Genomic DNA, 25,628 nt, shown 5'->3' on the forward strand with positions numbered 1-25,628 from the left:
CACGTCGGTTGGGGCATGCTGAACCTGCAGGCGGTGATCTTCGCAGCATTGCCGATCATCGGCGTATGGGGAATCGTGTCCCTGATCAGCATTGCCCTCGACCGGAATGAGTGGCTCGACTGGGTCTTCATCCTCGTGTTCATCGGGATGACGGTGATGGCCGGTCACCTAGCCTGGATCTGCGGAATCGAGCGGATGCTGCCGGCATCTCGCATCGCTGAGGTCGAAGATCTGGATGACGAGCTTCGTCAGGCGCTCGGCGCGCGCCCCTACTGATCTCGCCACGCGCCGGCGTCGGAGGGCACACAGGGCCGCCCTCCCGAAGGAGAGCGGCCCCGTGTCGTTAGAACCTTGGTGTCAGCCGAGGATCATCGACTTGCGCAGGTCCTTGTTGAGCTGGGAGATCACGTCGAGCGGGATCTCCTTGGGGCAGGCGGCGGCGCACTCACCGATGTTGGTGCAGCCACCGAAGCCCTCGGCGTCGTGCTGGCCGACCATGGACTGCACGCGGGAGTAGCGCTCCGGCTGGCCCTGCGGCAGCTCACCGAGGTGGGTGATCTTCGCGCCCAGGAACAGCGACGCGGAGCCGTTGGGGCAGGCGGCGACGCAGGCGCCGCAGCCGATGCAGGTGGCCGTGTTGAACGCCCGCATGGCCTTGTCGCGCGGCGCCGGCACCGAGTTGGCCTCGGGGGCCGAGCCGGTGTTGGCCGAGATGTAGCCGCCGTTCTGGATGATCCGGTCGAACGCGGAGCGGTCGACGATCAGGTCCTTGACGATCGGGAACGAGGTGGCGCGCCACGGCTCGATGGTGATCGTGTCGCCGTCCTTGAACGAGCGCATGTGCAGCTGGCAGGTCGTGGTGACCTCCGGGCCGTGCGCCTCGCCGTTGATCATCAGCGAACACATGCCGCAGATGCCCTCGCGACAGTCCGAGTCGAACGCGACCGGCTCCTCGTCGTTGTGCAGGAGCTGCTCGTTGAGCAGGTCGAGCATCTCGAGGAACGACATGTCCGAGGACACCCCGTCGAGCTCGTACGTCTTGAGCGCACCCTTCTCGGACGCGTTGGCCTGCCGCCAGATCTTGAGGGTGAGCTTCACTTGTAGGACCTCTGCTTCATCTCGATGGCGGTGTAGATCAGGTCTTCCTTGTGGAGGATCGGGGCGCCGTCCTCGCCACCGAACTCCCAGGCCGCGACGTAGGCGAACTCGTCGTCGTGACGCAGCGCCTCGCCGTCCTCGGTCTGCGACTCGGCCCGGAAGTGGCCGCCGCAGGACTCGCGCCGGTTGAGCGCGTCGATGCACATGAGCTCACCGAGCTCGATGAAGTCGGCGACACGGCCGGCCTTCTCGAGGTCCTGGTTGAGGGAGTCGGCCGAGCCGAGGACCTTGACGTTGGTCCAGAACTCCTTCTTGAGCTCGCGGATCAGGCCGATGGCCTTCTTGAGGCCCTCCTCGGTCCGCTCCATGCCGCAGTACTCCCACATGATCAGGCCGAGCTCCTTGTGGATGGACTCGACCGAGCGGGTGCCGTTGATGGACATGAACTTGTCGATCCGCTCCTGGACCGCCTGCTTCGCCTCGACGACCGCCGGGTGGTCCTCGGAGATGGGCTCGAACGGACCGTCGGCGAGGTATTCGCGGATGGTGTTCGGGAGCACGAAGTAGCCGTCGGCCAGACCCTGCATCAGCGCCGAGGCACCGAGGCGGTTCGCGCCGTGGTCGGAGAAGTTGGCCTCACCGGTGCAGTAGAGACCCTCGATGTTGGTCGAGAGCTCGTAGTCGACCCACAGGCCGCCCATGACGTAGTGCACGGCGGGGTAGATGCGCATCGGCAGTTCGTAGGGGTTCTCACCCGTGATCCGCTCGTACATGTCGAGGAGGTTGTCGTACTTCTCCTCGATCGCGGCCTTGCCGAGGCGCTCGATCGCGGCACCCAGGTCGAGGTAGACGCCGCGGCGGAACTTCTTCACGGTGCCGTCGGGCTGGGTCTCGTCGACCTCCGGACCGACACCGCGGCCCTCGTCGCACATGTACTTCGCGGCACGCGAGGCGATGTCGCGGGGGACCAGGTTTCCGAAGGACGGGTAGATCCGCTCCAGGAAGTAGTCGCGGTCCTCCTCGGGGATCTCACGCGGGTCCTTGGCGCAGTCCTCGGCCTTCTTGGGCACCCAGATGCGGCCGTCGTTACGCAGGGACTCCGACATCAGGGTCAGCTTCGACTGGTGGGCACCGGTCACCGGGATGCAGGTCGGGTGGATCTGCGTGTAGCAGGGGTTGGCCATGTAGGCGCCCTTGCGGTGCGCACGCCACGTGGCGGTGACGTTGGACCCCATCGCGTTGGTGGAGAGGTAGAAGACGTTGCCGTAGCCGCCGGTCGCGAGGACGACCACGTCGGCCAGGTGGGTCTCGATCTCGCCGGTGACCATGTCGCGGGCGATGATGCCGCGGGCCTTGCCGTCGGCGACGATCAGCTCGAGCATCTCGTGACGCGTGAACTGCTCCACGGTGCCGGCGGCGACCTGGCGCTCCATGGCCTGGTAGGCGCCGATGAGGAGCTGCTGCCCCGTCTGGCCGCGGGCGTAGAACGTACGCGACACCTGCACGCCACCGAAGGAGCGGTTGTCGAGGAGGCCGCCGTACTCGCGGGCGAAGGGCACGCCCTGGGCCACGCACTGGTCGATGATGTTCACCGACTCCTCGGCGAGGCGGTAGACGTTGGACTCGCGGGCGCGGTAGTCGCCGCCCTTGACCGTGTCGTAGAAGAGGCGGTAGGCCGAGTCGCCGTCGCCCTTGTAGTTCTTGGCGGCGTTGATGCCGCCCTGGGCGGCGATCGAGTGGGCGCGACGCGGGGAGTCCTGGTAGCAGAAGGACTTCACGTTGTAGCCGGCCTCGCCGAGCGTGGCGGCAGCGGCGCCGCCGGCCAGGCCGGTGCCGACGATGATGATCGACAGCTTGCGGCGGTTGGCCGGGTTGACCAGGCGGTTCTCGAACTTGCGGGTCGTCCAGCGCTCCGCGATCGGGCCGGTCGGGGCCTTCGGGTCGACCAGCTTGTCGCCGAGCACGTAGTAGCCCGCGGCGTCGTCGGATTTCTGGACCGGTGCCTCGTTGGTCGGGGTGAGGCCGGGCAGGTAGTGGGTTCCAGCAGCCATGTGTCAGATGTCCTTACGAGATGACGCCGAAGACGGTGAACAGGGGAACCAGCGAGAAGCCGCCGGCGACCACGATCGCGACGACCCAGCCGGCGACGCGGGCCCTGGCACGCGACTCAGCGGTGTTGGTGAACCCGAGCGTCTGGATGGCGCTGAAGGTGCCGTGGTGCAGGTGGAACGCGAGCGCGAGCATCGCGAGCAGGTAGATGACGACCATCCACCACTGCTCCGGCTGGAACGCCGCGGTCAGCAGCCGGAACGGGTTCTCGGTGACCTCAGCAGCCTGTCCGCCCGCACCCACGTTGATCTTCACGATGGTGAACTGGAGCAGGTGCCAGACGACGAAGAGGAGCAGGGCCACGGCGCCCCAGCGCATGGTGCGCGAGGAGAGCGACGAGGCCTTGTTCTTCTTCACCGCGTACTTCACCGGGCGCTGCGCGTGGGCGCGCATCGAGAGGGCCACCGCCGAGCCGACGTGGGCCACCAGTGAGCCCAGCAGGACCACCCGGAGGATCCAGAGGAGACCGCCGTAGGGAAGGTACGGCTCCCCGAACGTACGCAGGTGCTCGGCGTACTCGTTGTAGGCGAGCTCGCCGCTGAACGCTTTGAGGTTGCCGTACATGTGCACCAGCACAAACAGGATGAAGACGATGCCGCTGGCCGCCATAAGGAGCTTCAGGGCGATCGTCGAGCGCGTCGACCGCGCGCCTTTGATCAGAGTCGTGGTTGCCACGGCACGCACGCTACTACTCCCGATACCTGAACTTGTACGCAGGGAGTATGTGACATTCACGGCCCGAAGTGGCCGGATGGAGTTACCGACGAGTAACGCAGGTATGGGTTAGGCAAGCCTAACAGCGGGACCCGCATTCTCGGACGGAGAGGCGTGAGATCGTGAGGATCGGACGTCGTTCAGTGTGACCAGACGGGTCAAGAGGTCGTCGACGGCATCGGTCCACGGGCGGGTCGCGGCGAGCTCCCGGCCGCGGTCGCCGAGCAGGTGCCGACGGGGGTCGGAGACGACCGATGCGACCGCGTCGGCGAGCTCTCGGCTGCGTGCCGGGTCGTAGAGGATCCCGGTCTCCATGTGCTGCACGATCTCGGCAGCCGCGCCGGCGCGCGGAGCGACCACCGGAACGGCGCTGGCCGCGGCCTCACGCAGGATGTGGCCGCATCCCTCCTCCTCGCCGGGGTGGACGAGAACGTCGAGCGAGGCCAGTGCGATGGCCAGGTCGCCGGTGCCCAGCGGCCCGGTCAGCTTGGCCTGCGGGACCCGCTGCCTGAGCCAGCCGCGCTGGGGTCCGTCGCCGATGATGACGAGGCGGATGCCGGGCACGGCGGTGAGCTCGGCGAGGCGGCGTACGCCATGGCTCTTGGCCAGGTTTCCGGCGTAGCCGACCACGACCAGCGGGGTCGGTCGGGACTTGGCCCGGGACCAGCGCCGGTGGAGCCAGTCGTCGCGCAGACTGGGGGAGAAGGCGGCCGTGTCGACCCCGGGCTCCCACACCTCGGCGGCCACGTCGATCGAGGCGAGCACGCGCCGCAGCCACTCGCTTGTGACGAAGATCTCATCGGCGTACGCCGCGATCGAGGTGCTCCAGGTGAGCGCCGCCTTGGGGGCGAGCGGGGACTGCTGGACGACCAGCGTGGTCGCCGCGGCTGCGGTCGGGGACGCGAGCGCCTTGCGACCCAGGCGGCCCGGGTCGAAGGCGATCACGACGTCCGGGTCGAAGGACTCCAGGGCGCTGCGTACCTGGCGGCCGGTCTTGGCGATCGGCGAGATCCGCACGACCCGGCTGTTGCGGTAGACCGAGAGGCCGGGGCCGGGAGCGATGAACCGCACCTCGTGTCCCGACTCGATCATGCGGTCGGCGATGGCCTTCACCGTGGTTGTGACACCATCGATGGTAGGAAAGAAGCTCTCGGTGACCAGCGCCATCTTCATGGGACCAGCGTCCTGCTCGGGGATGGCGAGAGCGCGACACGTGCGTTGATCTGGGATGAATCATCGGCACCAGTAGACGACCAGCGTGATGAGGACAATCAGTGGCGGTATCCCAACGGGTCCGGACGCTTTCGGCGGCACTCGCGGTGGCCGGTGTCGTAGGCGGAGCGATGGGACTGGCGGGCTGCGGTCATGCCCCCACCCAGCGGCCGTCGGCCGAGCACTCCCCGCAGCCGTCGACCGCGACGCCCGCCTTCGAGATGCCGGTCCAGAAGCCCAACCTGCTGATGATCACGGTCGATGACCTCGCCTCCATCGACATGGACTACCTGCCGAGCGTGAAGAGGCTCGTCGGGCAGAGCGGTGTCACCTTCACCGACGCGGTCTCACCGACGCCGATCTGCGTGCCGGCCCGCGCCTCGCTGCTCTCCGGGCAGTACGCCCACAACCACGGCGCCCACACCATCCATGGTCCCGAGGGCGGCTACCCGTCCTTCGACGACTCCGCCACCGTGGCCACCTCGCTGCAGGAGGCGGGCTACACGACCGTCTTCACCGGGAAGTACCTCAACGAGTACGGCGAGGAGGGGACCGAGCGCGACCTGCCTCCGGGGTGGGACGAGTGGCGCGCGACCGTCGACCCGTCGACCTACAACTATCTGGGCGCGAAGTTCAACGTCAACGGCCACCTGGTGAAGCCGAAGGGCTACTCGACCACCGTCATCACCCAGCAGGCGGAGGCGGCGCTGCGGGACGCGAGGAAGAAGTCCGGGGCCGAGGCGAAGCCGTGGTTCCAGTGGGTCAACTACGTGGCGCCGCACCTCGGCGGGCCGACGGAGAAGGGCGACCCGAAGCAGCGCTTCCCCGGCACGAAGGGGGCGATCGGCGTACCGGTGCCCGACAAGCAGGACCGGGACGCGTACGCCGACAAGCCGATCCCGCCGCAGCCCAACCTGTTCCCGGACAAGCGCAAGGAGTTCCCCCGGGGGTCGCCGTCCCGGAAGAACCCGTCGCAGGTCGAGAAGGACGCCTTCCGGCTCTCCTACCAACGGCGGATCGAGTCGGCGCGCAGCCTGGACCGCAACATCGCCTCCCTGCTCGGTCGGCTGAAGAAGAGCGGCGAGCTGAAGCGGACGTTGGTCGTCTTCACGTCCGACAACGGCTTCTCGACCGGCTACCACAACTTCAACGGCAAGCTCTGGTACTACGAGGAGTCGCTGCAGATCCCGGTGCTGATGAGCGGCCCCGGCGTGCCGAAGGGGCGCACGGTCGCGACCACGCTCACCAACCCGGACATCGCCACGACGCTGCTCGCGGCGGCCGGCGCCGAGGACCCGCACGAGCCGGACGGCATCGACATCCTGCCGTGGCTGCGCGCGCCCCAGCAGGTGCGTGTCGTCCCGATCGAGGCCTGGCCGACGGCCGACGGGACCTCGCGGCTCTGGTCCGGTGTGCGCGTGGGGCGGTGGACCTACGTCGAGCTCACGACCGGTGGGGTCGAGCTCTACGACCGCACCAACGACCCCTACGAGATGAACAACCTCGCCAAGGACCCGGCCTATGCCGAGACGGTCTCGCAGCTGGCCGACCTGACCGACAAGTATCGCGACTGCGCCGGCGACGACTGCCCCAAGAAGATGTACGCCGCGGATGGACCGCTTGATCTGGCAGGACTCTGACGGGTTAAAGTAGACTAAATAACTCATATTACTTGGGAGTGTTTGGTCATGCCGGTCGGCAACCTGTTCACGCGTCGCAAGCGTGCTGCCGTGGCGACGGCTGCGATGAGCGCCCTCGCCGTGACCGGCCTGGTGCACGAGCCGGCCGCCGTGGCGGCGGCCCCGTCGCGTACGCCTGCGGTGGAACGGCCCGTCGCGAAGCCGAACCTGCTGATGGTGACGGTCGACGACCTCTCCTACCTCGACATGGACTATCTGCCGCAGGTGCGCAAGCTCGTCGAGAAGACCGGGGTCTCCTTCTCCGAGGGGATCGCGCCGACGCCGATCTGCGTGCCGGCGCGGGCCTCGCTGCTGACCGGGCAGTACGCCCACAACCACGGTGCCCGCACGATCGAGGGGCCCCACGGTGGATATGCCGCCTTCGACGACTCCTCGACGGTCGCGACGTCGCTGCAGGAGGCGGGCTACTCGACGATCCTGGCCGGGAAGTACCTCAACGGCTACGGCGAGGGTTCGACTCGCGGTGATGTGCCGCCCGGCTGGGACCAGTGGCGCGCGACCGTCGATCCGTCGACCTACAACTTCCGCTCGCCGAAGTTCAACGTCAACGGCGAGATCATCAAGTCGAAGGGCTACTCCTCGACCGTTATCACCGAGCAGGCGAAGGCGGGGATCGCGGCCGAGCGCGGGTCGGGGAAGCCCTGGTTCACCTGGGTCAACTACGTGGCGCCGCACCACGGCGGGCCCTCGGGGCCGGACGATCCCAAGAAGATCTACCCCGGCACCGACGCCGCGCTGTCGGTGACCGTGCCCGACCGGCAGGATCGCGGGTTCTACGACAACGTCCGGATCCCGGCGCGCCCCAACCTCTTCCCCGAGGACACCTCCGGCTATGCCAAGGGCTCGCCCGGGCGTGGGAAGTTCAACCCGCGGAAGAAGGACGCGCTCCGGATCGCCTACCAGCGCCGCCTCGAGGCCATCCGTAGCCTGGACCGCAACATCTCCTCGCTGCTGGGTGGGCTGAGGAAGAGCGGCGAGCTGAAGCGGACGCTGGTCGTCTTCACCTCCGACAACGGCTTCTCGAACGGCTATCACAACCTCAACGGCAAGCTGTGGCACTACGACGAGTCGCTCCGGATCCCGGTGCTGATGAGTGGTCCCGGCGTGCCCCGCGGCCGGACGGTGCGGACCCCCGTCACCAACCCGGATCTCGCCGCGACGCTGCTGGCAGCGGCCGGTGCCCGGCCGCCGCGGGCGCCCGACGGGATCGACATCATGCCGTGGCTGCGGGCGCCCGAGCAGGTGCGCGCGATCCCGATCGCCGGCTGGCGGGTCACCGACGGGAGCAGGCAGCTGTGGTCCGGCGTCCGGGTCGGCTCCTGGACCTACGCCCGCCTGCACACCGGCCAGGTCGAGGTCTACGACCGCTCCTCGGACCCCTACGAGCAGCACAACCTCGCCGCCGACCCGCCTGTCGCGGAGACGGTGAAGGCACTTGCCCGGCTGGCTGCTCGCTACGAGGACTGCGCCGCCTCGACGTGTCCGAAGGATCTGTACGCCGCCGGGCGGGCCCTCGACCTGGAGGGGCTGTGACGGGCGCTGTGACCAGGGTCGGCGACCTGGAGCGTGAGGCCGCGCGGGCGCGGCTCGTCGAGGCGTACGCCGCGGGGCGGATCGACGCACCCGAGCTGGAGACGCGCGCCGAGGCGGTGTGGGGCGCGGCCCGGGCCGTCGAGCTCGCCGCGGTGGTCGACGACCTGGGTGAGGATCCTGTCTCGCCGGGCGGGGCAGACTCCCGATTCGTACGGGATCTCCTGGTGTTCCTGATCTGCGGCGCGATCGCTGTCGCGGCCTGGCACCTCACCGGCCGAGGTTTCTTCTGGCCGGTGTGGGTGCTGGTCTACACGGGCCTGCCGCTGCTGCGGTTCCTGATCCCTAGGAGCGCCACGCACACCTGATGTGCCTCACGCTCCTAGGGTCCGGTTGGCCTTCATGGGATAACTGGATCATGGGAGTCTCGGGGGAGTCTCGTGCGGGCGATGACGGGTGGGAGCGCGAACGGCTGCGTCTACAGCTGGAGAGTCAGCGCAGGATGCAGGACGGGGTGCTCACCCATGCTCAGCTCGTGGCGGCCGGCCTGACACGTGCGGATCTGGCGAGGATGCAGCGGCGCAACGAGCTGAGGCGGGTGCATCCGCGGGTCTATGTCGACCACACCGGTCCGCTCAACTGGCATCAGCGAGCATGGGCGGCTGTCCTCTATGCCGCTCCTGCCTATCTGTACGGCCCGAGCGCGGAACCCCCGAGGACGGAGCAGCTCGCGCGCCCGGGATTCGTCCCCGGTCCGATCCATGTCGCGATCGATCAGTCGCGCCGGGTCAAGACGCAGCCAGGCATCGTGATCCACAGGATCACCAACCTGGAGAGCCACGCCTATGGCGGCACTCCACCGCGGCTGAGGCTCGAGGACAACGCGTTGGCGATGGCACATGAGGCACGCTCGGACATCGACACGGTGGCGAGTCTCGCCAACGTCGTCGGGCGGTCGTACGTCACGCCGGACTCGCTGCGTGCAGCCCTCCACCGCTTCCCGTCGCTGCGCCGGCGAGCGTGGATCGCGACGATCATCGACGACCTGGAGTCCGGGACACACTCCGTCCTCGAGCACGGCTATCTCACCAAGGTCGAGCGCGCCCATGGCCTGCCGCAGTCCGACAGGCAGGTTCCGCGCATCTCGCCGAGTGGCAGCCAGTTCCGCGATGTCGAGTACGAGGCGTACGGACTCGTGGTCGAGCTCGACGGCGCGCTGGGGCATGACACCTGGCGGGATCAGGCCCGCGACGCGGACCGTGCTCTCGACGACCTGGCCGCGACCGGTGCGGTGACCGCGCGGCTGCGCTGGCATCAGGTCTATGACTCGCCCTGTCGCACGGCCCTTTCCCTGGTTCGGATCCTGAGGTCGCGAGGCTGGGCGGGACGCCCGGTGGCCTGTTCGGATTCCTGCCCGATCGGGGCAGAGCCTTAGGAGTGCCAGGCACATCGGGTGTGTCTGGCACTCCTGGGGTTCGTGCCGAGAAAGCGTGTCGGGCGGGACGAAGCCGCGGTGCACATCGACGGTCCGGTGCGTTCAACTCGACGACGCGTCTCAGTTAGCGGTTGTAAACCTCACACTTTGTGGTCACCGCCACTTCATCCGCCTAAGGTTCGATCCATGAACGACGCCGCTCGCGCCGACTCGTTGCGCCTTGCCCAGCCGGCGGATGCCCATTCCCAGGCAGAGTGGGAGGCGGCGACCGCTGCTGTCCTCCGCAAGAGTGGTCGGCTGAGCGCCGACGACGCCGACTCTCTCGTCTGGGACAAGCTGGCCCGCACCTCACTCGACGGACTCCGGATCGCCCCGCTCGGGCTGCCGGGCACGTCCTTCGCTGACGAGGCGCGCCCCACGCGCGCCGGCGCCTGGGACATCCGCTCCCTGGTCTCCGGCCTGTCCGGGGTGGACGCCAAGGCTGCCAACGAGGCCGCCCTGGTCGACCTGGACGGTGGGGTCTCCTCGCTGTGGGTGGCCGCCGACGAGACCACCGACCTGAACGTACTGCTCGACAAGGTCCTCCTCGACCTGGCGCCCGTCGTGCTCGACGCGCCGATCGGTGCGGTGAAGGTCGCCCAGAACCTGCTCGCCCTGATCGCCGAGCGTGGCACCGGGCTGCACGCCGCCACCAACCTGGGTGCCGACCCGATGGGTGCGCTGCTGCGCGACCTGCCGCTGGCGCCCGACGAGGCGTTCGCCGAGCTGGTCGACCTGGCCCGTCTGGCCCAGGGGATCGGCGTGCGCGCGATCGTCGTCGACGCCACCGCTGCCCATGATCTCGGTGCCTCCGACGTGCAGGAGCTCGGCTGGTCGATCGCGGTCGGCGTCGCCTACCTGCGCGCGCTGACCGAGGCCGGGTTCTCGCCGGCCGTCGCGGCGAGCCTCATCGAGTTCCGTTACGCGGCCACCGACGAGCAGTTCCCGACCATCGCCAAGCTCCGCGCCGCGCGTCAGCTGTGGGCTCGCGTCCTCCAGCTCTCCGGCGCCGAGGGCGTCGAGATGCGCATCCACGCGGTCAGCTCGCGGCCGATGCTGTCGAAGTACGACCCCTACGTGAACATGCTGCGCGGCACCGTTGCGGCCTTCGCCGCCGGTGTCGGCGGGGCGGACGCGGTGACCGTGCTGCCCTTCGACTCCGCCAACGGGGTGCCGGACGGGTTCGGGCGCCGGATCGCCCGCAACGTGTCCCACCTGCTGATCGACGAGTCCCACGTCGCGGCCGTCGCCGACCCCGCCGGTGGCTCCTACGCCGTCGAGCAGCTGACCGCCGACATGGCCGCCGCCGGCTGGGAGGCGTTCATCCAGCTCGAGGAGGAGTGGACCGGGGCCAACGCCGTCGGTGGCCACGACTTCTCGCCGTTCCGTGACCGGATCGCCGCGGTCTCCGCGGAGCGGGAGAAGGCGATCGCGCGCCGCAAGCGCCCGATCACCGGGCTCACCGAGTTCCCCAACCTCGCCGAGACGCTCCCCGAGCGGCCGGTCGACCCGCTCAACGAGCGGGTGGTGCGCTACGGCGCCTCCTTCGAGGCCCTCCGCGACACTCCCGCCACCGCCAAGGTCTTCCTGGCCACTCTCGGCACCGTCGCCCAGCACACCGCCCGGGCGACCTTCGCGACCAACCTCCTCGCCGCCGGCGGCATCGGCGTCGAGGTCGCGGGTGCCACCGCGGACGCCGAGGACCTGGCCGGGAAGCATCGAGCGGCCGGTGCGCCGCCGGTCGTCTGCCTGGCCGGCTCGGACAAGACGTACGCCGAGTGGGGCGCGGCCGCGATCGCGGCCCTGCGCGAGGCCGGCGCCACGCACGTGATCATCGCCGGGAAGCCCGACGCCGTCGACGCCGAGGTGGACGACGCCGCCTCGATGGGTGTCGACGCGCTCGCCTTCCTGACCGCTACGAGGGAGAAGCTCTCATGACGATTCCCGGCTCCTTCAAAGGGATCCCGCTGAACGGCGACGAAGCCCCGATCGCCTCGTCCACCGGTGTGACCGGTGAGGGATGGCTGAGCCCCGAGGGCATCGAGATCCAGCCGGCGTACGGGCCTGCGGATCTGGACGGCCTCGACGCGCTCGACACGTTCCCGGGCCTGAGCCCGTTCCTGCGCGGGCCCTACCCGACGATGTACACGACCCAGCCGTGGACCATCCGGCAGTACGCCGGCTTCTCGACCGCGGAGGAGTCCAACGCGTTCTACCGCCGCAACCTGGCGGCCGGCCAGAAGGGCCTGAGCGTCGCCTTCGACCTGGCTACCCACCGCGGCTACGACTCCGACCACCCGCGGGTGCGCGGTGACGTCGGCATGGCCGGTGTCGCGATCGACTCCATCTACGACACCAGGACGCTGTTCGACGGCATCCCGCTGGACCAGATGTCGGTCTCGATGACCATGAACGGTGCGGTGCTGCCGGTGCTGGCGCTCTACATCGTGGCCGCCGAGGAGCAGGGGGTGCCGCCCGAGAAGCTGGCCGGGACCATCCAGAACGACATCCTCAAGGAGTTCATGGTCCGCAACACCTACATCTACCCGCCGGCGGCGTCGATGCGGATCATCGGCGACATCTTCTCCTACACCGCCGCGAAGATGCCCCGGTTCAACTCGATCTCGATCTCCGGCTACCACATGCAGGAGGCCGGCGCGACGGCCGACCTCGAGCTCGCCTACACGCTGGCCGACGGTGTCGAGTACCTGCGGACCGGTCTGGCCGCGGGCCTCGACGTGGACGCGTTCGCCCCTCGCCTGAGCTTCTTCTGGGCGATCGGGATGAACTTCTTCATGGAGGTCGCCAAGATGCGCGCGGCCCGGGCTCTCTGGTCCCGGCTCGTGAGCCAGTTCGACCCGAAGAACCCCAAGTCGCTCTCCCTGCGGACCCACTCCCAGACGAGCGGGTGGTCGCTGACCGCTCAGGACGTCTTCAACAACGTCGGCCGCACCGCGATCGAGGCGATGGCCGCGACCCAGGGTCACACCCAGTCGCTGCACACCAACGCCCTCGACGAGGCGATCGCGCTGCCGACCGACTTCTCCGCCCGCATCGCCCGCAACACCCAGCTGCTCCTGCAGCAGGAGAGCGGCACCACCGAGATCATCGACCCGTGGGGCGGCTCCTACTACGTCGAGAAGCTCACCCACGATCTCGCCGAGCGCGCCTGGGCCCACATCCAGGAGGCCGAGGCGGCCGGCGGCATGGCCAAGGCGATCGAGCAGGGCATCCCGAAGATGCGCATCGAGGAGGCCGCGGCCCGCACCCAGGCGCGGCTCGACTCCGGCGCCCAGAAGCTGATCGGCGTCAACACCTTCCGGCTGCCCTCCGAGGACCCGCTCGACGTGCTCAAGGTCGACAACGACCAGGTCTACAAGCAGCAGGTCGCCAAGCTGGAGCGGCTGCGCGCGGAGCGCGACGACGAGGACGTACGCCGGGCGCTGGAGGCCATCACGAACGCGGCCGGGGCCGAGAAGTCCGGGGCGAGCCTGGAGGGCAACCTGCTCGCGCTGGCCGTCGACGCGGCCCGCGCCAAGGCGACCGTCGGGGAGATCTCCGACGCGATGGAGAAGGCGTGGGGGCGGCACCAGGCCGTCATCCGTACGATCTCCGGTGTGTACCGGGACGAGGCGACGACGTCGGGGGACTCCAAGGTGAGCGAGGTGCTGAAGGCGACCAAGGAGTTCGAGGAGGCCGAGGGTCGCCGCCCGCGCATCCTGGTCGCGAAGATGGGCCAGGACGGCCACGACCGTGGTCAGAAGGTCGTGGTCTCGGCCTTCGCCGACCTCGGCTTCGACGTCGACGTAGGCCCGCTGTTCTCCACCCCGGAGGAGGTCGCGCAGCAGGCGGTCGACGCCGACGTACACATCGTCGGGGTCTCCTCGCTGGCTGCCGGTCACCTCACGCTGCTCCCCGCGCTCAAGGCGGCGCTGGAGGAGCAGGGGCGCCCGGACATCATGATCGTCATCGGCGGCGTCATCCCGCCCGACGACGTGGCCACGCTCGAGCAGATGGGCGCTGCCGCGGTCTTCCTCCCGGGCACCGTCATCGCCGACTCGGCGCTCGACCTGCTCGCTCGCCTGCGGGAACAGCTCGATCACTGATCCATCGCGAATGTCCTCGCCGGAGGCGTAGGGCTCGTCTAGCCTCAGAGCTGTGACGGACCTACGCCCCGGGCGGGCATCCGGGGACGGGCTGGTGAGGGTCGGGGCCTACGAGATCCTCACCAAGCTCGGTGAGGGCGGCATGGGCGTCGTCCACCTGGCCCGCCACGAGGAGACCGGTGAGCGGGTGGCGCTGAAGGTGCTGCGTACGCATGTCGTGGGGGACGAGGAGACCCGCGCCCGGCTCGAGCGCGAGGTGCGGTCGCTGCGGCAGGTGCGCAGCCCCTGGATCGCCGAGATCGTCGACGCCGACCCCTATGCGGAGCTTCCCTACGTCGCGACCCGCTACGTGCCGGGGCCGACCCTGTACGACCGGATCAAGGACGACGGCCCCGTCCGCGGCGAGGACCGCTTCTGGCTGGCGCGCTGCCTGGCAGGTGGCGTCGCCGCCTGCCACGACGCCGGCGTGCTGCACCGCGACGTCAAGCCCTCCAACGTGGTGATGGAGGGGCGTACGCCGGTGCTCATCGACTTCGGGCTCGCCCGGGTCGCCGACGATCCCAAGATCACCCTCACCGGGTGGCTGGTCGGCACGCCGGGCTATCTGGCGCCGGAGATCCTCGAGGGGACACCCGCGACGCCGGCGAGCGACGTGCACTCGTGGGCGGCCACGACCGCCTATGCGCTGCTGGGCAGGCCGCCGTTCGGGACCGGGCCGTCGATGGCCGTCCTGGATCGCGTACGTCGCGGCCAGCACGATCTCGACGGGATCGATGGTTCGATGCGGGATGTCCTGACGGCCGCGCTCGCGACGGATCCCGCCGACCGCCCGGGCCTCGAGGAGCTGCGCGAGTGGCTGATGGAACCCGAGGTGCCGTGGTCCGGGGGCGATGCCGCGGCGGTGACGAAGGTGCTGCCGCTGACGATGCCGCTGACCGCCGCATCGGTGGACGCGGGGCTGAAGCCGACGCTGGTCGACCCGGACGCTGCCGGCGACGCGGTGACCGAGGTGGCGGAGGTGGCGGAGGTGGCGGAGGTGGCGGAGGTGGCGGAGACCGACGAGGTGCCGCCGACGGCCGTGACCGTCGCGGAAGCGCCTGTCGAACCGCTGGTGGTGCGCCGGTTCGACCCGCACTCGACACCCCCACCCGCGCCGCCACCCGAGCCGGGTTGGAGCCCACCCAGCAAGCACGCCAACCTCAAGCGCTGGCCAGGCCCGATGCACTTCCTGATCCTGGTCGCGCTCGCCGCGATCCTGGCCGGGGTCGTCGCTGCGTACCCGTTCCTGGGCGCCGCCCTGCTCGGCGTCGGGGTCTGGCTGCTGCGTGCCGCGTCGCTCTCCTCCGACCACCTGACGAAGCGCCGCGAGGCGCGCGGGCGGAAGTGGTACGACGGGCCGTGGGCGCTCATCCGCTCGCCGTGGGACCTGGTGCGCGCCATCCCCGGCACGGCGGCGCTGACCACGCTGACCGGGGTGATCGCGGCCGCTGTCGGTGTGGGCTTCCTGGCGCTGGGCGTGCCGCTGACCGCCGTGCTCTACGCCGCCGCGCTGACCTTCATGTCCGCCGCCTGGCTCGCCTCGCAGCGGGTCCGCGACACCGTCGGGCCGGTCGCCCGCGCCGCCTCCTCTCCTTCCCAGAGATGGTTCGTCGCCGTCGTCGGCTTGGCGATCATCGCCGCAGCCATCGCCTGGTACGTGCTGCAGGCGGGTGTCTCGTGGGTGCCCCTGGACGACGCCCGGTCGAGCCGGCTCCCCGACGTCCTCCGCGACGTCCTGCGACGCGCTCGGTGATCAGGGCGCGGCCGCTCGGAGCCGCTCGAGCAGCGGCGGGGCGGCCTCGGCGAGGAACCGGTCCTGGGTGTCGTCGCCGATCTGCACCAGCGCGACGTCGGTGAAGCCTGCCTTCCAGTAGGCCGAGACCGCCTCGACGATCGCGTCCAGGTCGGGGCCGCACGGCACCGACCTGGCGACGTCCTCGGGACGGACGAGCTGGGTGGCCGCGGCGAAGCCGGCCGGCGTGGGCAGATTGGCGTTGACCTCCCAGCCACCGCTGAACCAGCGCATCTGCTCGTGCGCACGGCGTACGGCGGTCTCCTCGTCGGGGTCCCAGCAGATCGGGATCTGGCCGATCGCGCGGGCCTCGGAGCCGATCCGCCTGGCGCCCTCGACACCGTTCCAGGTGTCGACCAGCGACGCCTCGGGCTCGACGGCGATCAGGTGGTCGGCGAGCGGCGCGAGCTCCTCGATGGCGCGTTCGCCGCCCACGGCGAGCCCGATCTCGACGGGCTCCTCGGGGAGGTCCCAGATGCGGGCGGAGTCGACCTGGAAGTACTCACCGCGGTGGTCGACGAGCTCGCCGGTGTGCAGGTCGCGGATGATCCCGACCGCCTCGCGGAGCATCGCGTGCCGTTCCTGGACCGCGGGCCAGCCCTGGCCGACGGCATGCTCGTTGAGGTTCTCGCCGGAGCCGAGGCCGAGCCGGAAGCGCCCTTCGGCGAGCAGCTGCACGGTGGCGGCCTTCTGCGCCACCACGGCCGGGTGGTAGCGGAGCGTCGGGCAGGTGACGTACGTCATCAGGCCCACGCGCGAGGTGGCATGGGCGACCGCGCCGAGCACGCTCCAGGCGTACGGCGCGTGCCCCTGCTCCGTCAGCCACGGCGAGTAGTGGTCGCTCATCACCTCGAAGTCGAAGCCGGCCTCCTCGGCGGAGGATGCGTACCGGACGAGGTCGCGAGGTCCGCTCTGCTCGGTGAACAGGGTGTAGCCGAGATCCGTCATGCCTGTTCGGTACCCATGTCCTGGGTGGCCATTCGTGCAGTCACAGTCGCGCCAGGAGCGCTCCACCGTGGATGCCGACGACCTGGCCCGTGGTGAAGCCGGCTTCCGGCGAGCCAAGGTGAGCCACCAGCGCGGCGATCTCCTCAGGGGCGCCGGGGCGTCCGACGGGGATCTGCGAGGTGCGCTGCGCGATCAGCTCAGGGCTGCGGCGGGAGTCCCAGAACTCGGTGTCCGGGACGAAACCGGGAGCGACCGCGTTGGCGGTGATCCCGTCCGCCGCGACCTCCGCCGCGAGCCCGGTGATCCAGGTGTTGATCGCGCCCTTGGAGGCTCCGTAGGACCCCGGGCCGCGCAGCGCCGCGATCGAGCTCATCGCGACGATCCGGCCGCCCGGCCGGGCCAGTCTGGACAACAGCGCCTCGACCGGGAGCACCGCGGTGAGCACGTTGAGCCGGTAGTCGGCCGCCCAGTCGTGGGCCAGCGCCTCGAGGTCGTCGCCGGTCGAGGGCGTGAGGCCGCCGGCATTGAGGACGAGCACGTCCACGCGGTCGGGGCAGGCATCGGCCAGGGCACGTACGTCGTCCGGATCGGCGCAGTCGGCGACGACGTACGTGACCCGGTCGGCCCCGACGGCGGCGTTGATCTCCTTGGTCGCGGTCTCGAGCACCTCGGCCCGGCGACCGACGATGGTCACCTCGAGCCCGTCCGCCGCCAGCCGATCGGCGATCGCGCGTCCCAGCCCGGTCCCGCCGCCTGTCACCACCGCTGTTCTCGTCATCTCGGTCACGTCGGTCGAGCGTACCGGCGCTCACCAGGCTCCGCTGGTCGAGCCGGACCGCGGGTGCCGGGTGTTCTTGGCTAAGGTGCTGGCCATGCCAGGGCCCGACGTACAAGACCTCCTCGACGGCATCAGCGACGGCAAGCGGGCGGCGGTGTCACGGGCGATCACGCTCGTGGAGTCGACCAAGCCCCAGCACCGCGACATCGCGCGCGAGCTGCTCACCAAGCTCCCCGCGGGCGACACCGTGCGGGTCGGGATCTCCGGTGTCCCCGGGGTCGGCAAGTCCACCTTCATCGAGGCGCTCGGCAGCCGGCTGACGGCCAACGGCCTCAAGGTCGGGGTACTGGCGGTCGACCCGTCGTCGGTACGCACCGGCGGCTCCGTCCTGGGCGACAAGACGCGTATGCAGCGGCTCTCGGTGGATCCCAACGCCTTCATCCGGCCCTCTCCGTCCGCCGGGACGCTCGGCGGCGTCGCCAGGGCGACCGTGCAGGCGATGGCCGTGCTGGAGGCGGCCGGCTACGACGTGATCCTCGTCGAGACGGTCGGCGTCGGCCAGTCCGAGGTGACCGTGGCGGGGATGGTGGACACGTTCCTGTTCCTCACCATCGCGCGCACCGGTGACCAGCTGCAGGGGATCAAGAAGGGCATCCTGGAGATCTCCGACGTGATCGCGGTCAACAAGGCCGACCCGAACGACCCCCACCGCGCCCAGGAGGCGCGCGCGGCCGCGCGTGAGCTCGCCGGCGCGCTCCGGCTGGTGCGCTCCCGCGAGGAGTGGGCGCCGCCGGTGATCACCGCGTCGGCGCTCCACGACGACGGGGTCGACTCGGTCTGGGAGCAGGTGATGGCACACCGCGCCCACCTCGGCGAGCACGGGCTGCGCACCAAGCGTGCCGAGCAGCAGCTCGACTTCACCTGGGCGCTCGTCCGCGACGAGCTCGACCAGCGGCTCAAGCACTCCGCGGGCGTCAAGGCGATCCGCGACCAGGTGCGTGACGAGGTGCTCTCCGGCGAGCTTCCGGCCACTGTGGCCGCGGACAGAATCCTGGCCGCCTACGACAGGGATTAGTCTGACGGGACCATGCTGGAGCCTGCTGCCTTCCTCGCCGAGCGAGTCGATGCCTACGACGCCGAGCTGACCGACCTGCGCCGGGACATCCACGCGCACCCGGAGCTGTCCTGGCAGGAGCATCGCACCACCGAGCTGATCGCCGAGCGGTTGGAGAAGGCGGGCTGGCAGGTCGACCGGCCCTCCGCGACCGGTCTCATCGCCGATCTGGGCCAGGGGGACAACGTCGTCGCGCTGCGCGGCGACATGGACGCCCTGCCCGTCGACGACGTCACCACCGACATCTGGACGAGCACCGTCCCCGGGGTCGCGCACGCCTGCGGCCACGACGTACACACCACGGCGCTGCTCGGCGCCGGTCTCGCCCTGGCCGACCTGCACCGCGAGTCACCGCTGCCCGGTGGCGTACGCCTGCTGTTCCAGCCCGCCGAGGAGGTCATGCCGGGCGGGGCGCTGCACCTGATGAGCCTGGGTGCGCTCGACGACGTGGAGCGGATCTTCGCGCTGCACTGCGACCCGACCGTGGACGTCGGGCGCGTCGGGCTCCGCTCCGGCGCGCTGACCAGCGCGGCCGACCTGATCGATGTCCACCTCAGCGGCACCGGTGGCCACACCTCGCGCCCGCACCTGACCGGCGACCTGGTCTTCGCGCTCGCCAAGGTGACCACCGAGCTGCCGGTGATCCTGAGCCGCCGGATGGACCCGCGGGCCGGCGTGAGCGTGGTCTGGGGCAAGGTCACCGCCGGCCAGATCCACAACGTGATCCCCGCCCACGGCTCGGTCGGGGGGACGGTGCGGATCCTCGACAGCGACGCCTGGAGCGAGGTCGAGCACGTGGTCCGCGAGGTCGTCGCCGAGATCATCGCGCCCTACGGGGTGACCGCCGCGGTCGACTACACCCGAGGAGTCCCGCCGGTGAGCAACGACGAGGAGTCCCACCAGATCCTCGTCGAGGCCATCCGTGAGGTGCTGGGGGAGCGGGGCGCGGTCGTCTCCGCGCAGAGCCTCGGCGGCGAGGACTTCGGCTGGTATCAGGAGCAGGTCGCGGGGTCGATGTTCCGGCTCGGCGTACGCACCCCCGGCGGCCCCACCTACGACCTCCACCAGGGCGACCTGCGCATCGACGAACGAGCGGTGGGCGTCGGCGCCAAGGTCCTGGCCGCCGCCGCCCACCGCACGCTGAGCAGGCCCAGCTAGCCTTTCCGGTAGGGCACGCCGTCGGCGGCCGGGGCGCGCGAGTTGCCGACGAGCCCGGCGACGGCGAAGATCGTCACGACGTAGGGCAGCATCAGCATGAACTGCGACGGCACCGGCGAGCCGATGACCGAGAGCACCGACTCGACGTTGGACGCGAAGCCGAAGAGCAGCGCGGCGAGCGTCGCCTTGATCGGGTCCCACTTGCCGAAGATCACCGCGGCCAGCGCGATGTAGCCCGCGCCGCCGGTCATCTCGCGGCCGAAGGACGGCACCGAGACGAGGGTGTAGGTCGCCCCGCCGATACCCGCGATGGCGCCGGCCAGCAGGACGGTGCGGTAGCGGGTGGCGATCACGTTGATGCCCACGGTGTCGGCGGCCTTCGGGTGCTCGCCGACCGCACGGACGCGGAGGCCCCACTTGGAGCGGTAGAGCGCCCAGGCGACCAGGAAGACCGCGACGTACATCATGTAGACCAGCACGGTCTGCCGGAAGAAGATCGGGCCGATCACCGGGATGCCGGACAGCACCCAGATCTCCAGGCGCGGGAAGTGGGGCGGGTTGTTGAGCGCCGCCGAGTTCTCCGAGAGCACCTGGGAGAACATGAAGCTGGTGAAGCCGATCACGAGCACGTTGAGGACGACACCGACGATGACCTGCTCGACCCAGTAGGTGATCGCGAACAGGCCGAGCAGCAGCGCGACCAGCATCCCCGCGATCATCGCTGCGATCAGGCCGACCCACGGCGAGCCGGTGAGGGAGGCGGCGATCGCGGCACCGAAGGCGCCGAAGAGCAGCTGCCCGTCGATGGCGATGTTGACGACGCCCGCCCGTTCACCGAGTACGCCACCCAGCGCACCGAACACGAGCGGCACCGCCAGCGCGAGCGCGCCGGCGAGCAGGCCGACCACGGGCAGCGTCTTGCCCGCGACCGCCCAGGACATGAAGCCGGACACCGCGAGGACCGCGAAGGCCGAGACCAGCACCAGGGGAGTCTTGCGGCCGGCGCGGGCGTTCCAGGCTGCGTACGCGGTGCAGAGCAGGCACAGCGCCACGGCCGTCCACACGATGCCGTTGGCTGGCAGCGAGATGTCCGGGATGGTGAACCAGTCGCCGTCCCGGCTCCACCGGAAGGTGGAGTCTCCCGAGCGGGGACGGATCAGGACGAGCAGCGCCACCAGCACGGTGAACGCGGCCATGACACCGGGCGTCTTCCACAGACCCGGGATGCGCTCGGCGACGGCAGGCGCCTCGGAGTTGACCGGAAGATCGACAGTGGACACGGTCAGGCCTCCTTCGTGGGGAGTCGGAAGATCGCCTTCACCAAGGGTGGTGCGGCGAGGAAGAGCACGATCAGGGACTGGATGACCAGGACGATGTCGACCGGGATGCCCTCGGAGGCCTGCATGAAGAAGCCACCGGACTTGAAGGCGCCGAACAGGATGCCGGCGGCCAGGATGCCGAACGGTCGCGAGCGTCCCAGCAGCGCGACGGTGATCGCGTCGAAGCCGATGCCGGCGTCGAGCCCGCTGGTCGCGCCGTCGGTCACCGAGCCGAGCACCTGGTTGACACCGGCCAGTCCGACCAGGGCGCCGGAGATCAGGAAGGCGCTGGTGTAGGCGACACCGACGTTGATGCCGGCCGCCCTCGCCGCCGAGGGGTTCTCGCCCACCGCACGGAACCGGTAGCCGAGGGAGGAGCGGTTGAGGATCCACCAGACCAGGAAGGTCGCCAGCACCGCGAGCAGGAACCCGGCGTGCAGGTTGAACTTCGGGCCGAGGAGGTCCGGCAGGATCGCCGACTCCGGCATCGGCGCCGACTTCGGGTTGCCCGAGCCGGGCGCCTGGAGCAGCGACTTGCGGGTCAGCGCGTAGAAGACCAGGTAGTAGCCGACGTAGTTGAGCATGATCGTGACGATCACCTCATGGGCGCCGGTGAGCGCCTTGAGGATGCCGGGGATCCCGCCCCACAGGGCGGCGACCAGCGCGCCGACGAGGATCGCCAGCGGCAGGTGCACGATCATCGGCAGGTCGAGCTTGACCGCGACGAACGCGGCCGCGGCGCCACCGAGAAGCATCTGCCCGCGGCCACCGATGTTGAAGAGCCCGGCGCGGAAGGTCAGGCCGATGCCGAGCCCGGCCAGCGTCAGCGGCGCGGCGAACTTCAGGGTCTCGGTGATCGGCTTGATCTGCTGGGTGAACGTGCCGCCCAGGTCGTTGAAGACGGCACCCCGCCACAGCGAGACGTACGCCCCGGAGATCGCCTCCCACGCGTAGTAGAACGTGTCAGAGGGGCGGGCGAAGAAGTAGGAGAGCCCGTAGCGGACGTCCTCGTCGGTGAAGAGGATCATCAGCGACCCGAAGAACATCGCGAGCAGCACCGAGAGCACCGCGACCAGCGCGTTGCCCGTGGTGATCTCCCGCATCGCCAGGTGCCAGCGACTGGCCTCGGGGACGCGGTCGGCGTCGGAGGCCGCCTTGGTCTCCTCCGTCGGCTCCGTCGGCTCCGTCGGCTCGGTCGGCTCCGACGTCTCGACCGGCTGATTCTCCGGCCCCTTCTCGCTCACGACTCGCTCCCTTCCGGAGACTCGCCGGCCATCATCAGGCCGAGGGTGTCGCGGGAGGTGTCGGCGGGGACGATGCCCACGACCCGCCCGCGGTAGAGGACCATGATCCGGTCGGCGAGAGCGGAGATCTCGTCGAGCTCGGAGGACACGACGAGCACGGGGACACCCGAGTCCCGCGCCGCCACGATCTGCTTGTGGATGAACTCGATCGACCCGACGTCGACGCCGCGCGTCGGCTGGGCCGCGACGAGGAGCCGCAGGTCGCGCGAGAGCTCGCGGGCGACCACGACCTTCTGCTGGTTGCCGCCCGAGAGCTGCCCGGCCAGGGTCGAGACGCCGGGGGCGCGTACGTCGTACTCGGCCAGCTTCTCCTTGGCGAAGGTGTCGAGCTTCTTGAGGTTCAGCGAGCCGCGGGAGACGAAGGGCTTGTCGTAGCTGCGGTTGAGCATGAGGTTCTCGGCGATGGTGAAGTTGCTGACCAGGCCCTCGATCTGGCGGTCCTCGGGGATGAACCCGATGCCTGCCTCGAGCGCCTTGCGCACCGAGCGCCCCACGATCTCGCGGCCGTCGAGCTTGATCGAGCCCTCGACGTGAGGAGCCAGCCCGACCATCGCCTCGGTGAGCTCGGTCTGACCGTTGCCCTGGACACCGGCGACGGCGAGGATCTCGCCGGCGTCGATGTGGAAGCTGATGCCGTCGATGTGGACGTGGCCGGTCTCGTCGGCCACGGTGAGGTCGGAGACGACCAGCGCGCGCTCGCCCGGCTGGGCCGGGTCCTTGTGCACCTTGAGCTCGACGGGGCGTCCGACCATCAGGGCCGCGAGCTCGGCGTTGGAGGCCTCCGGGGACGCCTCGCCGACCACGGTGCCACGGCGGATGACCGTGATCCGGTCGGCCACCTCGCGCACCTCGCGCAGCTTGTGGGTGATGAAGACGATGCCGGTGCCGGACTCCTTGAGCTGGCGCATGATCGCCATCAGCTCGTCGGTCTCCTGCGGCGTCAGCACGGCGGTCGGCTCGTCGAAGACGAGCACCTCGGCGTCGCGCGAGAGCGCCTTGATGATCTCGACCCGCTGCTGCACGCCGACCGGGAGGTCCTCGACGAGCGCGTCGGGGTCCACCTGGAAACCGAAGCGATCGGAGATCTCCCGGACCCGCCTGCGGGCGGCGTCGAGGTCGAGGCTGCCGGCGAAACCGGTGGTCTCGTGGCCGAGCATCACGTTCTCGGCGACGGTGAAGACGGGGATGAGCATGAAGTGCTGGTGCACCATGCCGATACCGGCGGCCATCGCATCGCCGGGGCCCTTGAAGTGCTGCGGCTCGTCGTCGATGAGGATGTCGCCCTCGTCGGCCTGGTAGAGGCCGTAGAGGACGTTCATCAGCGTGGACTTGCCCGCGCCGTTCTCACCGAGGAGGCAGTGGATCTCACCTGGCTCGACGGTCAGGGAGATGTGGTCGTTGGCGACCAGGGAGCCGAAGCGCTTGGTGATGTCGCGAAGCGCGAGTCTCATGGCACGGATCATTCCTTGCAGGGGTGGAGATAGTCCAAAGTACGTGGCGAGGGGGCCGGGTCCCCGGCCCCCTCGCGTTGCTCGTCAGAGCAGGATCACTTGGCCAGGTAGGAGTTGACCTTGATCGAGCCGTCCTTGATGCCGGCGGTGACTTCCTCGATCTCGTCGGGGAGCGTCTCGGACACCTTGGACTCGAAGTTGTGGAACGGCGCCAGGCCGACCCCACCGTTCTCGAGGGTGCCGACGTACGGCGTCGCGTCGAACTTGTCGTCGCCGGCGGCGACGATGACGTCCTTGGTGGACGTCTTCATGTTCTTCAGGATGGAGGTGAGCACGACGTCCTGGGTCTTCGGGTCGGTCTCGTAGAAGTCGGCGTCGACACCGATCAGGGCGACGTCCTTGCCGGAGTCGTCGATCGCGGTGAGCGCACCCTGGTAGATCGGGCCGCCGACCGGCAGGATCACGTCGGCGTTCTGGTCGATGATCTGGCGGGCGGTGTTGGTGGCCTTCTCGTTGGCCACGAACTCACCGGTGAAGGAGCCCTTCTCGCCACCCTCGTAGCCGACGACCTTGACGTCCTTCTTCTTGGTCTTCGCGTAGTACTCCACGCCCTGCTTGAAGCCGTCCATGAAGATCGTCACGGTCGGGAAGGGCTGGCCGCCGTAGGTGCCGACGACGCCCGTCTTGGTGTAGTCGGCGGCGACGTAGCCGGCCAGGAACGCGGCCTGGGCGGTGTCGTAGAGGATCGGCTTGATGTTCTCGGCGTCGGTCTTGCCGTCGAAGTCGGCGTCGGCCGCGTCGTCGATCAGGACGTACTCGGTCTCGGGGTTGGCCTTGGCGGACTCGATGGTCGCCGCGGAGAGCGCGAAGCCGACGGTGACGATGGTGTCGCAGCCCTGGCCGGTCAGGCCCTCGAGGTTGGCGGAGTAGTCGTTCTCGCTGTTGGACTCGACGGCCTTGTACTTCGAGCCCAGCTCGTCGGCGGCGTCCTTCAGGCCCTCGTAGCTGAGCTGGTTGAACGACTTGTCGTCGAACCCGCCGGCGTCGGAGACGATGCAGGGAAGGTAGTCGCTCTTCTTCTCCCCAGCGCGCTCGGCCGGTGCCTCGCCACACGCGGCGAGGGCGGCAGCCGACAGGACGACGGCGACGCCGCCGGCGGCGGCCTTCTTGATGTTGTTCTTCACTGGTGCCTCCAGGTCGTTGCCCCGCGAATCACGGCGCAAAGGACATTCATGTCCGAACGTTCTCCCCAAAGACCGAGCCACGCCAGGGATTACGCGAACGGTTACCAACTTTTGATCTCGACGAAGCCTAAGCCTCGTAGGTTGTGCCCGGTTGTCCGGACAGGCTTTAAGGTCGATCCATGACCGAGAAGCAGACGTACGCCGCAGAGGGCTTTGACTGGGAAGGCCTGCGTGAACAGGCGGTCGAGGCCGCAAAACATGCGTACGCGCCCTACTCCAACTTTTCCGTCGGAGTGGCCGGAATCGCTGACGACGGACGCCTTCTCCAGGGGTGCAACGTGGAGAACGCGGCCTACGGCGTGACCCTGTGCGCCGAGTGCGGCCTGGTCTCCTCGCTGCACATGACCGGCGGCGGCCGGCTCACCCACGTCGTCTGCGTCAACGGCTCCGGCGAGGTCATCATGCCGTGCGGCCGCTGCCGCCAGCTGCTCTGGGAGAACGGTGGCCCCGAGCTGCTGCTGATGACCGTCTCGGGCGTGAGGCCCATGTCCGAGGTGCTTCCCGACGCCTTCGGTCCGGAGGCTCTGGCCTGATGCCT

The 25,628-nt window shown here is 69.5% G+C and carries 21 protein-coding genes; 11 read left to right on the plus strand and 10 right to left on the minus strand.

Going from position 1 to position 25,628, the window contains the following annotated elements; genetic code table 11:
- Positions 1–15: 15 nt before the first annotated feature.
- Positions 16–276 carry a hypothetical protein gene (locus UG56_RS10030; protein ID WP_143054986.1) on the plus strand — a complete coding sequence of 87 codons (261 nt, stop codon included), beginning with the start codon at positions 16–18 and terminating at the stop codon, positions 274–276.
- Positions 277–357: 81 nt separating this feature from the next.
- Here UG56_RS10030 and UG56_RS10035 read toward each other — a convergent pair whose 3' ends face one another.
- The 4 genes from UG56_RS10035 to UG56_RS10050 all read right to left on the minus strand — a co-directional run bounded on the left by UG56_RS10035 (position 358) and on the right by UG56_RS10050 (position 5,094).
- Positions 358–1,098 carry a succinate dehydrogenase/fumarate reductase iron-sulfur subunit gene (locus UG56_RS10035; protein ID WP_045549993.1) on the minus strand — a complete coding sequence of 247 codons (741 nt, stop codon included), beginning with the start codon at positions 1,096–1,098 and terminating at the stop codon, positions 358–360.
- The gene (locus tag UG56_RS10040) at positions 1,095–3,149 is read right to left on the minus strand and encodes a fumarate reductase/succinate dehydrogenase flavoprotein subunit (RefSeq protein WP_045549992.1); all 2,055 of its coding nucleotides are present in this window, start codon (positions 3,147–3,149) and stop codon (positions 1,095–1,097) included. The genes UG56_RS10035 and UG56_RS10040 overlap by 4 nt, the downstream gene beginning before the upstream one ends.
- 13 nt (positions 3,150–3,162) lie before the next feature.
- Complete coding sequence (locus UG56_RS10045) at positions 3,163–3,882, minus strand: succinate dehydrogenase cytochrome b subunit (RefSeq protein WP_045550005.1); 720 nt, start codon at positions 3,880–3,882, stop codon at positions 3,163–3,165.
- A 108-nt stretch (positions 3,883–3,990) separates the two neighbouring features.
- On the minus strand, positions 3,991–5,094 hold the full coding sequence (locus UG56_RS10050) for a glycosyltransferase (protein ID WP_045549991.1): 1,104 nt from the start codon (positions 5,092–5,094) through the stop codon (positions 3,991–3,993).
- A 170-nt stretch (positions 5,095–5,264) separates the two neighbouring features.
- Between UG56_RS10050 and UG56_RS10055 the strand changes: the two genes are divergently transcribed.
- The 7 genes from UG56_RS10055 to UG56_RS10085 all read left to right on the plus strand — a co-directional run bounded on the left by UG56_RS10055 (position 5,265) and on the right by UG56_RS10085 (position 15,735).
- Positions 5,265–6,773, plus strand: a complete 1,509-nt coding sequence (locus tag UG56_RS10055) for a sulfatase-like hydrolase/transferase (protein ID WP_045549990.1) — start codon at positions 5,265–5,267, stop codon at positions 6,771–6,773.
- 48 nt (positions 6,774–6,821) lie between these two features.
- Positions 6,822–8,366, plus strand: coding sequence for a sulfatase-like hydrolase/transferase (locus tag UG56_RS10060; protein ID WP_071327004.1), 1,545 nt, complete (start codon positions 6,822–6,824; stop codon positions 8,364–8,366).
- The gene (locus tag UG56_RS28330) at positions 8,363–8,731 is read left to right on the plus strand and encodes a DUF1707 domain-containing protein (protein WP_071327005.1); all 369 of its coding nucleotides are present in this window, start codon (positions 8,363–8,365) and stop codon (positions 8,729–8,731) included. The genes UG56_RS10060 and UG56_RS28330 overlap by 4 nt, the downstream gene beginning before the upstream one ends.
- Before the next feature lie 50 nt (positions 8,732–8,781).
- A complete protein-coding gene (locus UG56_RS10070) occupies positions 8,782–9,798 on the plus strand; it encodes a type IV toxin-antitoxin system AbiEi family antitoxin domain-containing protein (RefSeq protein ID WP_084100859.1) in 1,017 nt (338 codons plus the stop codon).
- A 186-nt stretch (positions 9,799–9,984) separates the two neighbouring features.
- Entirely contained in the window at positions 9,985–11,775 is a 1,791-nt protein-coding gene (locus tag UG56_RS10075; RefSeq protein ID WP_045548588.1) for a methylmalonyl-CoA mutase family protein, read from the plus strand.
- On the plus strand, positions 11,772–13,943 hold the full coding sequence (gene scpA, locus UG56_RS10080) for a methylmalonyl-CoA mutase (RefSeq protein ID WP_045548587.1): 2,172 nt from the start codon (positions 11,772–11,774) through the stop codon (positions 13,941–13,943). Before UG56_RS10075 ends, scpA begins: the two co-directional genes overlap by 4 nt.
- Before the next feature lie 52 nt (positions 13,944–13,995).
- Positions 13,996–15,735: a serine/threonine-protein kinase gene (locus tag UG56_RS10085; protein ID WP_143054988.1), complete on the plus strand. Its 1,740-nt coding sequence runs from the start codon at positions 13,996–13,998 to the stop codon at positions 15,733–15,735.
- On the opposite strand, the gene UG56_RS10090 is transcribed toward UG56_RS10085, so the two are convergent.
- Both UG56_RS10090 and UG56_RS10095 read right to left on the minus strand, forming a co-directional pair.
- Positions 15,736–16,722 (minus strand): LLM class F420-dependent oxidoreductase, encoded by a 987-nt coding sequence (locus UG56_RS10090; protein ID WP_045548586.1) that lies wholly within the window; start codon positions 16,720–16,722, stop codon positions 15,736–15,738. It lies immediately after the preceding gene.
- A gap of 40 nt (positions 16,723–16,762) precedes the next feature.
- Positions 16,763–17,500: an SDR family NAD(P)-dependent oxidoreductase gene (locus tag UG56_RS10095; protein WP_045548595.1), complete on the minus strand. Its 738-nt coding sequence runs from the start codon at positions 17,498–17,500 to the stop codon at positions 16,763–16,765.
- Between the two features lie 76 nt (positions 17,501–17,576).
- Between UG56_RS10095 and meaB the strand changes: the two genes are divergently transcribed.
- Both meaB and UG56_RS10105 read left to right on the plus strand, forming a co-directional pair.
- Positions 17,577–18,575, plus strand: a complete 999-nt coding sequence (gene meaB / locus UG56_RS10100; RefSeq protein ID WP_371264383.1) for a methylmalonyl Co-A mutase-associated GTPase MeaB — start codon at positions 17,577–17,579, stop codon at positions 18,573–18,575.
- 12 nt (positions 18,576–18,587) lie between these two features.
- The gene (locus tag UG56_RS10105) at positions 18,588–19,772 is read left to right on the plus strand and encodes an amidohydrolase (RefSeq protein WP_045548584.1); all 1,185 of its coding nucleotides are present in this window, start codon (positions 18,588–18,590) and stop codon (positions 19,770–19,772) included.
- On the opposite strand, the gene UG56_RS10110 is transcribed toward UG56_RS10105, so the two are convergent.
- The 4 genes from UG56_RS10110 to UG56_RS10125 form a co-directional block, all read right to left on the minus strand.
- Complete coding sequence (locus UG56_RS10110; protein ID WP_177191454.1) at positions 19,769–21,052, minus strand: ABC transporter permease; 1,284 nt, start codon at positions 21,050–21,052, stop codon at positions 19,769–19,771. The genes UG56_RS10105 and UG56_RS10110 overlap by 4 nt on opposite strands.
- A gap of 2 nt (positions 21,053–21,054) precedes the next feature.
- Positions 21,055–22,335 carry an ABC transporter permease gene (locus UG56_RS10115; RefSeq protein ID WP_177191455.1) on the minus strand — a complete coding sequence of 427 codons (1,281 nt, stop codon included), beginning with the start codon at positions 22,333–22,335 and terminating at the stop codon, positions 21,055–21,057.
- Positions 22,332–23,846: an ABC transporter ATP-binding protein gene (locus UG56_RS10120; RefSeq protein ID WP_045548583.1), complete on the minus strand. Its 1,515-nt coding sequence runs from the start codon at positions 23,844–23,846 to the stop codon at positions 22,332–22,334. Before UG56_RS10120 ends, UG56_RS10115 begins: the two co-directional genes overlap by 4 nt.
- Before the next feature lie 95 nt (positions 23,847–23,941).
- Complete coding sequence (locus tag UG56_RS10125; RefSeq protein ID WP_045548582.1) at positions 23,942–25,030, minus strand: BMP family lipoprotein; 1,089 nt, start codon at positions 25,028–25,030, stop codon at positions 23,942–23,944.
- A 179-nt stretch (positions 25,031–25,209) separates the two neighbouring features.
- On the opposite strand from UG56_RS10125, the gene UG56_RS10130 reads away from it, so the two are divergent.
- Entirely contained in the window at positions 25,210–25,623 is a 414-nt protein-coding gene (locus tag UG56_RS10130) for a cytidine deaminase (RefSeq protein ID WP_045548581.1), read from the plus strand.
- Positions 25,624–25,628 lie beyond the last annotated feature (5 nt).

The sequence above is a fragment of the Nocardioides luteus genome, from assembly GCF_000960475.2.
Taxonomy (GTDB): Bacteria; Actinomycetota; Actinomycetes; order Propionibacteriales; family Nocardioidaceae; genus Nocardioides; species Nocardioides luteus_A.